We start from the raw sequence: 14544 nt of genomic DNA, 5'->3' as shown, positions 1-14544 counted from the left end.
TCCCGCGGCCGCAGGCCGCTACTGCTGCGCGTTGTTAGCAACCAGTGCAACAAACCACAACAGCCGTGCAATTTAAAAACTTGCGGCTGCATAACATAAAAACACCATGCTACCGCCAGGGGCGTTGGCGCAAGACGCCAACGGTTTGAGTTACTTTTAAGCGCCTTGCCAAGCCAGTTGTGCGATGAAAACCGGCGTTGTAGTAACGAACGGGCTAAACCACCGAACGTACCGAAAATATGCAATTACACCGACTTTACTTTTGCAAGCTAACTATCGCCTAAACGGCGAGCAACTTGTTGCGAGTCCAGCGGCTAACAGCCGCACTGTTTAAGGCGCTTGTTAGGTAAATATTTATAAGCAAATAAAGATGTTAACCCACAAATAATTGTCACCAACCCTAATAATTGCAATGGCAAAGAATGTTTAAAATAAGGCTCATAGCCAAATCTTACAATCCAGATTAAACCACCAATTACGTTGTAAGTTATGCCAGCAAAAATAGCCAAATAGATACTTTTGACTCCATATTGTTGCTTAAAATTGAAAACCAACAATATCGATAGAACAATAATGATTAAATAACCCAATATCTTTTCAGCTAACACATGGAGACTCCAAACCAAGTTAATTTCTTCTTGAGTCGGACTATCGGGGTAAGGGTACATAAACCAAAATAATTTAGCTAAGATTATCATTACCAAATAGCCAACAGCACTGTATCCGATTGTTTTAGCAATAATTTTCATGGTTACCTAACAATTTAATAGAAGGCAAAGAACCCGCGAGACGGAAATTTTTCTGCCTTCTTTCATGAATTTTACTCAAACAAACTTAACCTTTTAACCACATTAAATCAACCACTTCCATTTAATACAACCAAACCAGAAACGAGATGGAACGGTTTCGTGCCCGCAAGACGGTGGAAAAAATACTCAAACAAACTACTGTATATATAAACAGTCAATACATAGGTGATTTATGGCGTCGCCATTTTTGGATTTTGTCCGTGAACGCATGGTGTTGCAGCGATATGCCAAGCGCACTGTGGATACCTATTTATATTGGATAAAATTCTATATTTTGTACCATAAAAAGCAACATCCGGCGGATTTAAGCGACCCAGAGGTTGAACACTTTTTGTCTTATCTTGCCAATCAGCGCCATGTGGCGGTCAAAACGCAGGCGACCGCTTTAAATGCCCTCGCCTATTTATATCGCCATATTTTACGCCGCCCTTTGGCCATTCAGTTGGATTTTAATAAAGCCCGTACCCCGCAAAAATTGCCAGTGGTGCTGACTCGGCTTGAAGTGCAGCAACTACTGTTTTGCATCGAGCCGCGCTATAAATTGCTGGCACAATTGTTATATGGCAGTGGCTTGCGCTTAATGGAAGCGGTCAGATTGCGGGTCAAAGATATCGATTTTGACTATCTTTCGGTACTGGTGTGGCAAGGTAAAGGCAATAAAAATCGGCGGGTTACCCTGGCCCCTGAACTGATCCCTGTACTACATACCCAAATCAAAAAAGTAGCCGACTATTTTCAAGCAGACTTACAACAACCTGCTTATGCTGGCGTCTGGCTACCCTTCGCCCTGGAGCGAAAATATCCGGCAGCGCCGAAGTCGCTGCAGTGGCAATATCTGTTTCCGTCTTATCAGCTCAGTCGCGATCCAGAATCTAGCTTTATCCGTCGCCATCATCTGGATGATGGCCACTTTACGCCGTGCCATCAAAGCAGCGGCTTATTTGGCAAAAATCCAAAAAACGTCACCTGCCACACATTGCGCCATAGTTTTGCCACACATCTGCTTGAAGCAGGCGTCGATATTCGCACTGTGCAGGAACAACTGGGGCATAGTGATGTGAAGACCACCCAAATTTACACCCATGTATTGCAGCGTGGCGGCAATGCGGTGAAAAGCCCGCTGTCGTTATTGGTACAGTCGTGATTGCTGCTTGAGCTCTGCACTCGCGGCCAGCATTCAAAGCGGCCTTTCGAGCCAAAGGATATGCCGTCTGGCGGTTTATAAAATAAAAAAACCGGCGCTTCACTGGCGCCGGCTTTTGCTTTCAACTATAACTACAAGGTTAAATTAACACCTGTAAGCCATTGATTTAATTAACGATAATCCTCAGGGCTTGGGCAAGCACACATCAGGTTGCGGTCGCCATAGACGTCATCAATCCGTGTCACTGTTGGCCAGAACTTGTTGTCGGCTACATACTGCGCCGGGAAGGCCGCGTATTGACGGTCGTAAACCCGGTCCCAATTGGCGTCGAAAATATCAGCCATGGTGTGCGGGGCAAAGTGCAGCGGGCTGTTATCCGCGGTCCACTCGCCTGCTTCTACCTTGGCAATTTCAGCCCGGATTGACGTCATCGCTTCGATAAACTTGTCCATTTCCACTTTTGATTCAGACTCAGTTGGCTCAATCATCAGGGTGCCGGCCACTGGGAATGACATGGTTGGCGCGTGGAAACCGTAGTCCATCAAACGTTTGGCAATGTCCATTTCGGTGACACCAGTGGCTTCTTTTAACGGACGCATATCAATAATACATTCGTGCGCCACACGGCCGTTAGTTCCTTTGTACAACACCGGGAACATTGGATCCAGTTTGGCAGCCATATAGTTGGCGTTCACAATCGCCATTTCAGTGGCTTGACGTAAACCGTCACCGCCCATCATTTTGATGTACATCCAGCTGATTGGCAGAATGCCAGCGCTACCAAATGGAGCAGCAGACACAGCACCATTGTCGGCACCAGTGCCTTCAATTTTCACGACTGCGTGGTTTGGCAGGAACGGAGCCAGCTGTTTTTTCACACCGATTGGACCCATACCAGGGCCGCCACCGCCGTGTGGAATACAGAAAGTTTTATGCAGGTTTAAGTGCGAAACGTCGGCACCGATAAAGCCTGGTGAAGTTACGCCTACCTGGGCATTCATGTTAGCGCCGTCCATATAGACCTGGCCGCCGTGCGCGTGCACTATGTCACAGAGTTCGCGAATAGATTCTTCAAACACGCCGTGGGTAGACGGGTAAGTCACCATAATGGCGGCTAATTTGTCTGAAACAGCTTCGGCTTTGGCTTTTAAATCTGCCATGTCGATGTTGCCGCTCTTATCACAATCCACCAACACCACTTCGAAACTGGCCATCGCCGCTGTCGCCGGGTTAGTACCATGGGCTGACACTGGAATTAAACAGATGTTGCGGTGTGAATCACCACGGCTTTCATGGTATTTACGAATGGCGATCATGCCGGCGTATTCGCCTTGTGCACCCGAGTTTGGTTGCATCGACATTTGATCATAACCAGTGATATTCACCAGCCAATCCGCCAGTTCGCCAATCATCTGATAATAACCTTGCGCCTGATCTTTTGGCACAAACGGGTGTAATGACGCAAATTCTGGCCAGGTCACCGGGATCATTTCGGCAGTGGCGTTTAATTTCATGGTGCATGAACCTAACGAAATCATCGCATGGTTCAGGGCTAAGTCTTTGTTTTCCAGTTTTTTGATATAACGCAACATCTCAGTTTCACTGTGATACTGGTTAAACACCGGGTGCGTTAAATATTTCGAAGTCCGCACTAAATCGGCAGGAATTGAAGTAGAGCCGTTGGCGACAATAGCAGCGTCTAAGGCAGCTACATCTAAGCCATGAGCTGCACCCAACACGATATCAAACAGTTGAGCTATATCAGCGGCTGAGGTTTGCTCGTGGAAGCTGACGCCTAAGGTGTCGGCCAAATCAGTCCGTAAGTTCACACCAGCAGCTAAAGCGCGGGCAATCACTTCACTACGGTTAGCAACACTGAAGGTGATTGTGTCAAACCAGCTGTGGTGCGAAAGCGTTACGCCTTTAGCCGTTAAACCAGCAGCAAAGACATCGGCAGAGCGATGAATGCGCTCGGCGATGTTTTTCAGGCCAGCAGGGCCATGGAATACGCAGTAGAACGAGGCCATATTGGCCAGTAACACCTGAGCGGTACAAATGTTCGAGTTGGCTTTTTCGCGGCGGATATGCTGTTCGCGCGTTTGCATTGCCATCCGTAGCGCCTGATTGCCACGACGGTCTTTGGAAACACCAATGATCCGGCCTGGCATCGAGCGTTTGTAATCATCACGGGTGGCGAAAAACGCTGAGTGTGGACCACCAAAGGCCATTGGCACACCAAAACGCTGGGCTGAACCGACCACCACATCTGCGCCTAATTCACCTGGAGATTTTAACAGCAACAGCGCCATTGGATCTGTCACCACAGCAACAATAGCTTTTTTCGCTTTTAAATCAGCAATCAGCTGTGCATCGTTGCGTACTTCACCTGTGGTTGACGGGTATTGAATTAAAGCACCGAACACATCGTGGTTGACGGCGTCAGCTGCTTTACCCACGATAATTTCAAAACCGAACATGTCGGCACGGGTACGCACTACATCTATGGTTTGTGGGTGCACGTCATCAGCAATAAAATAAGCGTTTGCTTTGTTTTTAGTCACACGTTTGGCCAGCGCCATAGCTTCAGCAGCGGCCGTGGCTTCGTCCAGCAGTGACGCAGACGCTAATTCCATCCCGGTTAAATCTAATGAAACTTGTTGGAAATTCAGCAGTGCTTCTAACCGGCCCTGCGCGATTTCTGGCTGGTATGGCGTATAAGCTGTATACCAACCCGGGTTTTCCAGCACGTTACGTAAAATTACATTCGGCGTGTACGTTGGGTGATAACCCATACCGATGTAAGATTTGAACATTTTATTTTTGCTGGCAGCCGCTTTTAAATAAGCCAGCGCATCCGCTTCTGTGGTCGCTTCGCCAGTCGCTAATGGCGTCGTCAGACGAATACCGGCAGGTACCGTTTGCGCGATCAATTCTTCCACGCTGCTGACATTCAGTTCAGCTAACATGGCCTGAGTCTCTAAAGCGTTCGGGCCAATATGACGGCCGATAAAGTCAGTATGGTTCGCAAGTTGCGACAGGGTTTTCACAGAAGTGGTCATGCCTGGAATTTCCTAAAAAGCTTAACGGGGGCAACGAATTTGCGTTGCAGACTTTGCAGATACGCTGCGAAGTTCTGTTTGGGCTAGTGCGTTGCTTATTTAACTACTTTGAAAAGGTTTAACTTTTCACTTATCCACTGGCAGCAATACCACCAGGGGATAAACAAAACCCCGCATTTCGGCGGGGTTTCAGTGGCCCTTACGGGCTTATTCGGCGATAGAAGCGGCGTATCCGGCGGCATCTAACAGCGCAGCAACTTCGGCTTCGTCAGCTGCTTTAATCTGGAACATCCAGCCATCCGTGTAAGGCGCGCTGTTCACTGTTTCCGGTGAATCATTCAGCGCTTCGTTCACGGCCAGAATTTCGCCAGAAATTGGCGCGTAGATATCAGAAGCGGCTTTCACTGATTCAGCAACTGCCACGTCGTCGCCCTGAGCCACAGTGTCACCGACGTCAGGTAATTCCACAAACACCATATCACCTAACAGGTCTTGGGCGTGTTCAGTAATACCAACAGTGTAAACACCGTTACCTTCGCTGCGAACCCATTCATGTGATGAAGCATATTTTAATTCTTGTGGGATATTGCTCATGATTTTTCCTCGGACCTTCACTCGAAGTTTGGTTGTTAATTTTGTGAGTCGCGAGGCGGTCACACCACCCCGCGTTAAACTGTCAGCGACTTGCAACGCCGTGGTTCAGTTTAGATAACTTTTTTGCCCATACGAACAAAACTTGGTTTTACCACTTTGACCGGCACCAGTTTACCACGGATGTCCACTTCTGCAGTGTCAGCAACCGTTGCTGGTACCCGTGCCATCGCAATACTGTAACCTAAGGTTGGGGAGAAAGTACCTGAAGTGATTTCGCCTTCGCCGCCCTCAACTACCACTTTCTGGCCATGACGCAGCACGCCTTTTTGTTCCATCACCAGACCGACCAGCTTGAAGGTACCTGCAGCACGGTGTTGTTCCAGCGCGGCCCGACCGATAAAGTTACGGTCGCTTGGTTCCCAGGCGATAGTCCAGCCCATATTGGCAGCCAGTGGCGATACGGTTTCATCCATATCCTGGCCGTATAAATTCATGCCTGCTTCTAAACGCAGGGTATCACGGGCACCTAAACCGGCCGGTTTAACGCCCGCATCTAACAGTTTTTGCCAGAAATCAGCAGCCTGGTCGTTTGGCAGCGAAATTTCGTAACCATCTTCACCGGTATAACCTGTAGTGGCGATAAACAAATCACCGGCTTGTACGCCAAAAAATGGCTTCATGCCCGCCACCGCAGCTTGTTGCTCGGCAGAAAGTAAGGTCGCTACTTTGGCTTTAGCATTCGGGCCTTGTACGGCAATCATGGCAAATTCAGGTCTTTCGGTCACTGTCACGGCAAAAGCTGCCGCTTGGGCGTTGATCCAGGCTAAATCTTTTTCGCGGGTGGCTGAGTTCACTACTAAGCGGAAGAAGTCTTCCGTCATGAAATACACGATCAGATCGTCAATCACACCACCGGTCTCGTTCAGCATACCTGTGTATAAAGCTTTGCCAGGCACTGTCAGCTTGGCCACATCATTCGCCACTAAATAACGCAGGAATTCGCGGGTGCGGGCACCGTGCAGATCAACGATGGTCATGTGCGACACATCAAACATACCGGCATCAGTACGGACAGCGTGGTGTTCTTCAATCTGAGAACCATAGTGCAGTGGCATATCCCAGCCATGAAAATCGACGACTTTTGCGCCTGCTTCGATATGTTTGCCAATTAACACTGTTTGTTGAGCCATCAGTACCATCCTCTGAATGCCGCAAGGCGGCTGTTGTCTGGAAGACATCCTGCCCGCCAGCAAAGCCTGCTGTTTATGCAGTCGTCAGTGTGATGGCCAGACAGTAACAACCTGAGGTTTTACCACTGTGACAGCAACAACACTGAATAACCACAAACGGGTTAAGGACTAAAAGTTGCGCCGGATTATAACGTAAGGGGCTACAGGCCGACAGCCCCTTATTAATTAGATTTAATAATGCGAAAATCGACCTGTTGTGTTGCTTTGATAGGCGATAGAGCTTAAGGGAGCAGTTCAGGGCGGGCTATTTTTGGCAAATCGCCCTGATTGCCAAGCGCGGCTGCCATAATTTTACTTTTCACGGCCGGCAGTTGATCGGTCACTTTCATCCCGACAGCTCTGACCAGCTTTAACAGCGGTTGTGGCGCCATAAAACCACGTTTAAACAGCTCCATCGCTGCAATCAGCTGTTGTGCTTCCGCTTTGCGCCAGCGCTCATACTGGCGCAGCATGCGGCTACTGACCGGCTGACCGCTGCTTGCCATCTGTTGATCTATTAGTTCAGCTAATGCAGCCACATCCATCAGCCCCAGGTTCATGCCCTGACCGGCCAGTGGATGTATGGTATGGGCAGCATCCGCCACTAACACCGCCTGCTGCCGTTGCCATTGCCTGGCGTAACGCATTTTCAGCGGATAACTGGCGCGGTGACTGTCAACTTTCAGCACACCCAACACCGCCTGACTGGCGACAGTCAGTTGTTGATTAAATAAAGTTTCATCACAGGCACAAAGCTCAGCCGCTTGCTGCGGCGAGGTACTCCAGACAATAGAGCAGAGCTTAGGATCGGCCAGTGGCAATAAAGCTAAAGGACCGGTTGGTAAAAACACCTGCCGCGCCGTGGCCTGATGCGGCTGCTCGGTGCGAATGGTTGCCACCACCGCATGGTGGTCGTAATCCCAGAAATTTTGCGTCAGTTGCAGGCTTTTTCTGACCTGAGACTCAGCACCATCAGCGCCGACCAGCAATTTAGCCAGCAGCAAGCGGCCATCAGCTAAGGTTAATAAACTTTGTTGCTCGGTAAGATGAATATCTTTGATCCGCGCTTCAAAGCGGCACTGGATCTGCGGATAACTTTGCACTTTCTGCAACAACTGCTGGCGTAATTCTTCGTTATCGACCATATAACCGAGCGCCTGCTGGCCTTCATCAGCAGCACTAAAATTGATGCGAGCAAAACTATCGGCTTCCCACACCTGCATCTGCTGATAAGCTGGTTTGGCGCTCAACAGAGCCCAGACCCCAAGTTTACTGAGCAAACGCTCGGCAGCTAAGTTCAGCGCGCTGACCCGTTGCAACGCTGGACGGGTTGGTACAGGCGCAGGCCCTTGGTCCAGCACAGTGATGGACAAGGCTGAGCTGTGTTCGGCCTGAGCCAGCAGCAGCGCCAGCGTTAAACCGGCACTGCCAGCTCCCACAATAATCACATCAGAGGTTTGCATGCTTGTGTTCCTGCCACTCGGGGTTGCCCTGCCAGCCAGTCTGACTGAACTGGCTGATCTGTTGTTGTTGCCGGGCCAGCGGCGTCAGGCCCATGGTTTGGCCGGCAAATAGCTGTTTCAGCCCCTGGCACTGCATCAAGGCTGTTAACGCCAGATTGCGACCCAGCGCCAATAATCTGGACTGATTAGAAAACACTTTCACCATGCCATCGGTCAGTTGGATCACCTGCTGCATATCGGCCTGGCGCAACTGCTGATAGCTACGCCAGAGCGGATAACAACCGTAATCAATGGCAGTATCGCCCGCTGCGGCCGCGCTGGAGAGTGGCAACTGCGCCACCAAGCCAATAATGGCTGCAATATCACGCAGCGCTAAATTAAAGCCTTGCCCGGCAATAGGATGCAAATTATGCAAGCTGTTGCCACAGAGTAAAATCCGGTGCCGGGCCGCTTCAGTGCTGTATTTCAGTGCCAGCGGATAAAGCTGACGTTGACCCGCCGCGGTAAAGATGCCGGCACTGTAACCAAAAGCGCGTTGCAACTCAGTCAAAAACTCCGCTTCCGGCAGTTGCTGCAAATGTTCGGCTTCGGCTGGCGCTAAAGTCCAGACCAGCGAATAACGCTGCCGCGTTAACGGCAGCAACGCCAGTGGACCATTGGCAGTAAAACGTTCATGAGCTATATGCTGATGACCGGCGGCAATGCCGATATTGGCAATTAATGCTGTTTGCTGATAAGGCTCAACCTGAGTCTGAAATCCCGCCAGCTGGCGGGTTGGTGAGTCGCCCCCTTCGGCCAGCACCAGTAGTTGACAGCTCAGTTGCCGGCCATCACTCAGTTGCAACAAATTGTGATCAGTCTCCGGCTGCACAACACTGATGCGGGCTGGTCTGAACCAGCTTAAGGCACCGCTATTGGCATACTGTTGTAACTTTGGATACAACAAGGCGCCCAGCCATTCGATTTCGATCACCTGCCCCAGACTGCGACGGCCAAACTCGCTGGCATTTAGCACAGCTTTACCAAAGTGGCCGCGGTCTGACACCTGAATGGTTTGAATGGCACAGCCATGCTGGCGTAAATCCTGCCACAGGCCCCATTGCTGTAACAATTCGACACTGGCCGCTGACAAAGCAATACTGCGACTGTCAAAACTCAGCGCTGGTGCCTTGGCGGCTGCGGCTGCAGTGGCTTGTTCGGCTGGTTGTGCTTGCTGTTTAGCTTGTTGTTCAGCTTGTTGTTCAATGATGGCCAGCTTTAACGCCGGTTGTTGTTGCAGCAGCACCAGCGCCAACATCGCGCCTGTCATCCCACCACCGGCAATCACCACATCAAAGTTGCTGGCGCTGCTATCATCACCCTTCTGGCCTGCTTGCACTTATTGTCCCTTAGCGGCAGCCATCAGCTGCTCAATTGCGGCAATTTCTTTTGGCACAGTATCCGTCAGGTTAAGATGACCTTCTTTGATCACCAACAAATCATCTTCGATTCGAACGGCCAGATCCCACCATTTTTCATCACAGGCTGAACCGGCCGGAATATACAGGCCAGGTTCAATCGTTAACACCATACCAGGTTCAAATGGGCGTTCAGTGTCAGCCACTTTATAAGCACCCACATCATGCACATCCAGCCCAAGCCAATGGCCAAGACCATGAATAAAATACTGTTTACAAGCCTGCTGTTCGATAAGTTCAGTCAGATCGCCTTGCAAAATACCAAGTTCCAGCAAACCTTTGGTCAGCTCAAAACAAGCGGCTGCCAGAGTATCTTTGCTGCTGTTACCGGGTTTCACTGCTGCACAGGCAGCGTATTGGGCGTTTAGCACCACCTGATACAAAGCCGCTTGCGCCTGGCTGAATTTGCCGCTCACCGGGAAAGTACGGGTAATATCCGCCGCATAGCCCTGCAACTCACAGCCGGCATCAATCAGCACCAGCTCACCATCCTGCAGTTGGCAGTTGTTGTCGGTGTAATGCAAAATGCAGCCGTTGGCGCCGCCACCAACAATAGTGTTGTAAGCGCAGTCACGGGCGCCTTGCATGGCAAATTGATAGCGGATAATAGCTTCGAGCTGATATTCCCACATGCCAGGCCGGCACTGCTGCATGGCCTGCAGATGCGCTTGCGCGCTGATCCGGCCGGCTTGCTGCATCAGGGCAATTTCGGCATCGTCTTTAATTAACCGCAGCTCTGCAATCAGCGGGCGAAAATCCTGTAACTGCACCGGTGCCAGATAACCTCGTTTTGGGTATTTACGCAGCGTGGCCAGCAAGGCAAACACTTTTTCATCAAAAGCCGGATAAACGCCTTGCGCATAAATCAGCGTTTGTTTTTGATTAACCGCAGTGAGCAGCTCAGTGTCAAGCTCGGCCAGGCTCTGCGTAGCTAAGCCAAACTGGCTACTTGCTTGAACAGGACCAAAGCGGCGGCCCTGCCAGATTTCAGCCAGTTGATCTTTTGGCCGACATAACAACAGTTCACTGACCTCGCCACTGGCGCTTTTTTGCAGAACAAGCAGCGCATCAGGTTCCGGGAAACCGGTTAAATAGCAAAAATCACTGTCCTGACGAAAACTAAATTCAGTATCCCGGCTACGGGTAATTTCCTGTGCTGCTGGCACCAGCAGTACAGAATTTAACGGCATCTGCGCCGCCACTTTGGCGCGACGCTTTGCAAAATGGGCCACCGACATCGGTTTCTCCTGCGCAATTTTTCTTCTGTTACGACCTGACTCTGCAGCCTAGCATTCACTGCAGCAAGCAATACTGCCTCAGTGCAGCGTTTTGGCGGCAACTTCGCTGATGGTAAATTTCTGCCCGACTTCATTAAAGCAAGTCAGCACCATCAGCCGGACATGTTCCAGCACCAGATAATAAGATTCTTCGTTTTCAGCTTCGCTGCTGTCATCTTCGGTGTAAATATCAATACGGGTCACTTCGGATAATTGTTCAATGGCATCACGCACATCGGCGCTGACCAGCGATAAATCGGTTTGCTGAATGGCAAATCCAACCAGAAACGCCTGCGCCCACTCCACCATAGCTTCCAGCCGTTCCGGCAACGAATCATCATCACCTGGCAGTAATAGCACCAGACCGTAATCCGGATCTGCTAATTGCCGGGCTGTTTCAGCAATTAATTGCTCGATAATCGCTTTTAAATGTGCATTCAGCGCCTGCCCATCGTTTAAGAAGTCGGACAATACTGGTAAAATCGTCGCCGCATCCGCCGGGATACCGGCACTGAGCATGCCGGCAATCAAACCATGTAATTCGGCAGCTGAGGCCATCACTGCATGTTGATCCAACTGACTGGTCCAGTGGTCGTAATTAAGTAGGAGTTGAGTGGTCATATTAATCCGGCATTAACAGTAAAATTGGCACTATGCTATCACCGCCAGCCCCACAGCGCCAAGTCGGCCAGTTTTGGCCGGGCATTTGAACAGCATTGTCAGACCGAATTGTAAGATACAAAGGACACCATGTACCCGAAAAAGCAAGAAACAGCCCCAGTCACTAAAGCCAAACCAAAACAACTGACCGTTTCGGTACTGGGTCGCCATATGAAAATTTCCTGTCCGGCCGGTCAGGAAGAAAAATTGCAAAATGCCATGCTGGAGTTAGAACAGCGCGTTGGTAATACCCGTTATCAACCAGGCGTGCATGGCGCGGAAGACGTATTACTGATGATTGCACTAAATTTGTGCAATGAGTTACTGGAAATGAAAAAGAACGCAGAATAAGGCTTACCTTGTCACATTGTGGTGATATACTTAGCCCCGTTCTCTGGGTTGTTTGTGATCAAGCTGATGTCCCCGAGCCGATAATTGTTTATACATAGGAATTCTTATCCAGCACTATTGTGCAAGCCCGGCTCGTACCGGGAAGCCTGCGGTGCTGATTTGACTTCCGCCTTGAACCTATGGTTCGAGGCTAACGTTTGACACGGCAACCTCGAGAACACTTCCCCCGCTCTCTTCATGTTTAATATCCTTGACCAACAGCCGTTACTGCTTTTTAGCGCTGGCTATGCTATTTTTCATGCCAATTTTATTGTCAGAACAGTTGCAACCTGATGGCGATGCCAAACCAGTTTTTGCCTGCAGCGGCCAACATAACTTTGCGCCAGCAACTGCGCAGCGAGATGCGCGCGCGTCGACAGGCCCTGACGAAAGCTCAGCAACAGCAAGCCGCCGTCGATTTAGTCAGCGCTTTTGCTGGCCAAACCGCCTTGCAGCAAGCGCAGCATATTGCGCTTTATCTCACCAATGACGCTGAACTGGATACCACATTATTAATCGCCTGGTTATGGCAACAAGGCAAACAGCTTTATTTGCCGGTGTTGCATCCCTTTGCGCCCGGCTATTTATTGTTTCAACGTTACAACACCGACACCCCGATGCGGCCGAATCGTTTTGGTATCCCGGAACCTGTACTCAACTGCAGCCAGATTTGCCCGCTGTCGCAGTTATCGCTGATTTGTCTGCCGCTGGTGGCTTTTGATGCCGCCGGCAATCGGATGGGCATGGGAGGCGGTTTTTATGATCGCACCCTGGCGCAACTTCCGGCTTTTAGCGAAACGCTGCCGTTGCAGGCTTGTGGCCAGCGGCTTCAGCAGCCGCAACGACTTCAGCGCCCTATGTTAGTTGGCCTGGCGCATCAATGTCAGCAGCTTGAGGCTTTACCGCAGCAAGCCTGGGATATTCCGCTGCATGCGGTGCTGACACCAACAACGTTGTTTGTTGCTGGCAAATAATACTGGCAGCTTCAGCGCTAATTCAGCTTTAAACCTAACAAAACAGCACTGCTTGGTGACAGACCACTAGCAGCGAAACACTTTTTTGGTATACTCACCGCTTCGCAGTCACTTTATGGTTTATATGGAAATCCTGATCCTTGTCAGTTTAATCTTGCTTAACGGCATTTTTGCCATGTCTGAAATTGCTATTGTCACAGCGCGCAAATCACGACTGACCGCGCTGGCGCACAATGGAAAATCCTCCGCCGCTATTGCCTTAAAACTGGCCGAAGATCCGACTCAATTTTTATCCACGGTGCAGATTGGTATCACCTCGATTGGTATCCTGAACGGTATCTTCGGTGAAGCAATCCTGGCCGGGCCTTTTGCCATCTGGTTACAAGGCCTTGGCATGCCAGTGGCCTTCAGCACCATCTTTGCCACAGTGTTAGTGGTTATCGTGGTCACTTATGTCTCTATCGTAGTCGGTGAGCTGGTGCCAAAACGTATTGGCCAGATCAGCGCTGAAACCATCGCATGTGTAATGGCTAAACCTATGTTATTGCTGGCGTTACTGACAAAACCCTTTGTCTGGTTGCTGTCTGGTTCCACCCATACCCTGATGCGATTATTTGGCTTTTCGCAAAATCAGGAATCCAATGTCACCCACGAAGATATTCATGCCATGCTGCAGGAAGGTTCCAGTTCGGGGGTGATTGAACAAAACGAACACACTATGGTGAAAAACGTGTTCCGATTGGATGAGCGCAGCATTTCTTCCCTGATGGTGCCACGTTCTGACATTGTGTTTCTGGATGTCGAAAACAGTATCGAAGAAAACCTGCAGATCTTGACGCAGTCGCCGCATTCACGTTTTCCGGTTTGCCGTGGCCATGCCGATGATTTAATTGGGGTGGTCTCCACAAAACAATTACTGGTGCAATCGGTATCCGGTAAACTGACCGATTTAACTGAACTGGCGCAGCCGTGTAACTTTGTGCCAGATAGTCTGACCGGTATGGAATTACTGGACCATTTCCGCACCTCAGGCAGCCAGATGGTGTTTGTGGTCGATGAATATGGCGATTTAAAAGGTCTGGTAACCTTGCTGGATTTGATGGAAGCCCTGACCGGTGAATTCAGCCAGGATGATGGCGAAGATATGATGGTGATCACCCGCGCCGATGGCTCTTTATTGCTGGATGGTTTATTACCGGTGATTGATTTAAAAGATTGCCTGAATATCAGCAAGTTACCGGAAGAAGACAGCAACAGATACCAGACGCTGAATGGTTTGATTATGTTGTTACTCGGTAAAATGCCGCAAACAGCCGATATAGTTGAAGTGGGTGCCTGGTCGCTGGAAATTATTGATATGGACGGCAAACGCATCGATAAAGTGCTGGCGATGAAAAAACCAGACTTTGTCGAGCAGGAAGATTTATCCAGCGACAGCGAAAAGTCTGGTTAAGTTACTGAAAAGTTCAGCTATTATCTAAAATTTAG

At 49.8% G+C, this 14544-nt stretch carries 12 protein-coding genes and 1 other RNA gene; 5 read left to right on the top strand and 8 right to left on the bottom strand.

Translation table 11 applies throughout. The annotated features are described in order from the left end of the window. Positions 1 to 314: 314 nt before the first annotated feature. The gene (locus AC53GJ_RS07035; RefSeq protein ID WP_496731866.1) at positions 315 to 749 is read right to left on the bottom strand and encodes a hypothetical protein; all 435 of its coding nucleotides are present in this window, start codon (positions 747 to 749) and stop codon (positions 315 to 317) included. Positions 750 to 981: 232 nt separating this feature from the next. Between AC53GJ_RS07035 and AC53GJ_RS07030 the strand changes: the two genes are divergently transcribed. After that, positions 982 to 1953, top strand: coding sequence for an integron integrase (locus AC53GJ_RS07030; RefSeq protein ID WP_496731865.1), 972 nt, complete (start codon positions 982 to 984; stop codon positions 1951 to 1953). 170 nt (positions 1954 to 2123) lie between these two features. On the opposite strand, the gene gcvP is transcribed toward AC53GJ_RS07030, so the two are convergent. The 7 genes from gcvP to AC53GJ_RS06995 form a co-directional block, all read right to left on the bottom strand. After that, on the bottom strand, positions 2124 to 5012 hold the full coding sequence (gcvP, locus tag AC53GJ_RS07025; RefSeq protein WP_496731864.1) for an aminomethyl-transferring glycine dehydrogenase: 2889 nt from the start codon (positions 5010 to 5012) through the stop codon (positions 2124 to 2126). Between the two features lie 207 nt (positions 5013 to 5219). Beyond that, the gene (gene gcvH, locus AC53GJ_RS07020) at positions 5220 to 5606 is read right to left on the bottom strand and encodes a glycine cleavage system protein GcvH (protein WP_496731863.1); all 387 of its coding nucleotides are present in this window, start codon (positions 5604 to 5606) and stop codon (positions 5220 to 5222) included. Between the two features lie 110 nt (positions 5607 to 5716). After that, complete coding sequence (gcvT, locus tag AC53GJ_RS07015; protein WP_496731861.1) at positions 5717 to 6796, bottom strand: glycine cleavage system aminomethyltransferase GcvT; 1080 nt, start codon at positions 6794 to 6796, stop codon at positions 5717 to 5719. A gap of 281 nt (positions 6797 to 7077) precedes the next feature. After that, the gene (locus tag AC53GJ_RS07010; protein ID WP_496731860.1) at positions 7078 to 8298 is read right to left on the bottom strand and encodes an FAD-dependent monooxygenase; all 1221 of its coding nucleotides are present in this window, start codon (positions 8296 to 8298) and stop codon (positions 7078 to 7080) included. Beyond that, complete coding sequence (ubiH, locus tag AC53GJ_RS07005) at positions 8285 to 9676, bottom strand: 2-octaprenyl-6-methoxyphenyl hydroxylase (protein WP_496731858.1); 1392 nt, start codon at positions 9674 to 9676, stop codon at positions 8285 to 8287. Before ubiH ends, AC53GJ_RS07010 begins: the two co-directional genes overlap by 14 nt. After that, positions 9677 to 10993 (bottom strand): Xaa-Pro aminopeptidase, encoded by a 1317-nt coding sequence (gene pepP / locus AC53GJ_RS07000; RefSeq protein ID WP_496731857.1) that lies wholly within the window; start codon positions 10991 to 10993, stop codon positions 9677 to 9679. Between the two features lie 78 nt (positions 10994 to 11071). Beyond that, positions 11072 to 11653, bottom strand: a complete 582-nt coding sequence (locus AC53GJ_RS06995) for a UPF0149 family protein (protein ID WP_496731855.1) — start codon at positions 11651 to 11653, stop codon at positions 11072 to 11074. Between the two features lie 129 nt (positions 11654 to 11782). On the opposite strand from AC53GJ_RS06995, the gene AC53GJ_RS06990 reads away from it, so the two are divergent. The 4 genes from AC53GJ_RS06990 (at position 11783) to AC53GJ_RS06975 (ending at position 14509) form a co-directional block, all read left to right on the top strand. Continuing rightward, positions 11783 to 12043 carry a cell division protein ZapA gene (locus tag AC53GJ_RS06990; RefSeq protein WP_496731854.1) on the top strand — a complete coding sequence of 87 codons (261 nt, stop codon included), beginning with the start codon at positions 11783 to 11785 and terminating at the stop codon, positions 12041 to 12043. Between the two features lie 37 nt (positions 12044 to 12080). Next, a non-coding RNA gene (ssrS, locus tag AC53GJ_RS06985) (6S RNA) lies at positions 12081 to 12264 on the top strand. Between the two features lie 180 nt (positions 12265 to 12444). Then, positions 12445 to 13056 carry a 5-formyltetrahydrofolate cyclo-ligase gene (locus AC53GJ_RS06980; RefSeq protein ID WP_496731853.1) on the top strand — a complete coding sequence of 204 codons (612 nt, stop codon included), beginning with the start codon at positions 12445 to 12447 and terminating at the stop codon, positions 13054 to 13056. A 175-nt stretch (positions 13057 to 13231) separates the two neighbouring features. Then, positions 13232 to 14509 carry a hemolysin family protein gene (locus tag AC53GJ_RS06975; RefSeq protein WP_496731852.1) on the top strand — a complete coding sequence of 426 codons (1278 nt, stop codon included), beginning with the start codon at positions 13232 to 13234 and terminating at the stop codon, positions 14507 to 14509. The last annotated feature ends 35 nt before the right edge of the window (positions 14510 to 14544 follow it).

This window comes from Rheinheimera sp. B2H12 (assembly GCF_059620065.1).
This window is presented reverse-complemented; position numbering and strand designations above follow the sequence as displayed.

Coding starts and splice junctions, on each gene's coding strand:
- gcvH (WP_496731863.1), bottom strand. CDS start 5,606: ATGAGCAATATCCCACAAGAATTAAAATATGCTTCATCACATGAATGG.
- gcvT (WP_496731861.1), bottom strand. CDS start 6,796: ATGGCTCAACAAACAGTGTTAATTGGCAAACATATCGAAGCAGGCGCA.
- AC53GJ_RS07035 (WP_496731866.1), bottom strand. CDS start 749: ATGAAAATTATTGCTAAAACAATCGGATACAGTGCTGTTGGCTATTTG.
- AC53GJ_RS06980 (WP_496731853.1), top strand. CDS start 12,445: ATGCGCGCGCGTCGACAGGCCCTGACGAAAGCTCAGCAACAGCAAGCC.
- AC53GJ_RS06975 (WP_496731852.1), top strand. CDS start 13,232: ATGTCTGAAATTGCTATTGTCACAGCGCGCAAATCACGACTGACCGCG.
- pepP (WP_496731857.1), bottom strand. CDS start 10,993: ATGTCGGTGGCCCATTTTGCAAAGCGTCGCGCCAAAGTGGCGGCGCAG.
- AC53GJ_RS07010 (WP_496731860.1), bottom strand. CDS start 8,298: ATGCAAACCTCTGATGTGATTATTGTGGGAGCTGGCAGTGCCGGTTTA.
- AC53GJ_RS06990 (WP_496731854.1), top strand. CDS start 11,783: ATGTACCCGAAAAAGCAAGAAACAGCCCCAGTCACTAAAGCCAAACCA.
- AC53GJ_RS06995 (WP_496731855.1), bottom strand. CDS start 11,653: ATGACCACTCAACTCCTACTTAATTACGACCACTGGACCAGTCAGTTG.
- gcvP (WP_496731864.1), bottom strand. CDS start 5,012: ATGACCACTTCTGTGAAAACCCTGTCGCAACTTGCGAACCATACTGAC.
- AC53GJ_RS07030 (WP_496731865.1), top strand. CDS start 982: ATGGCGTCGCCATTTTTGGATTTTGTCCGTGAACGCATGGTGTTGCAG.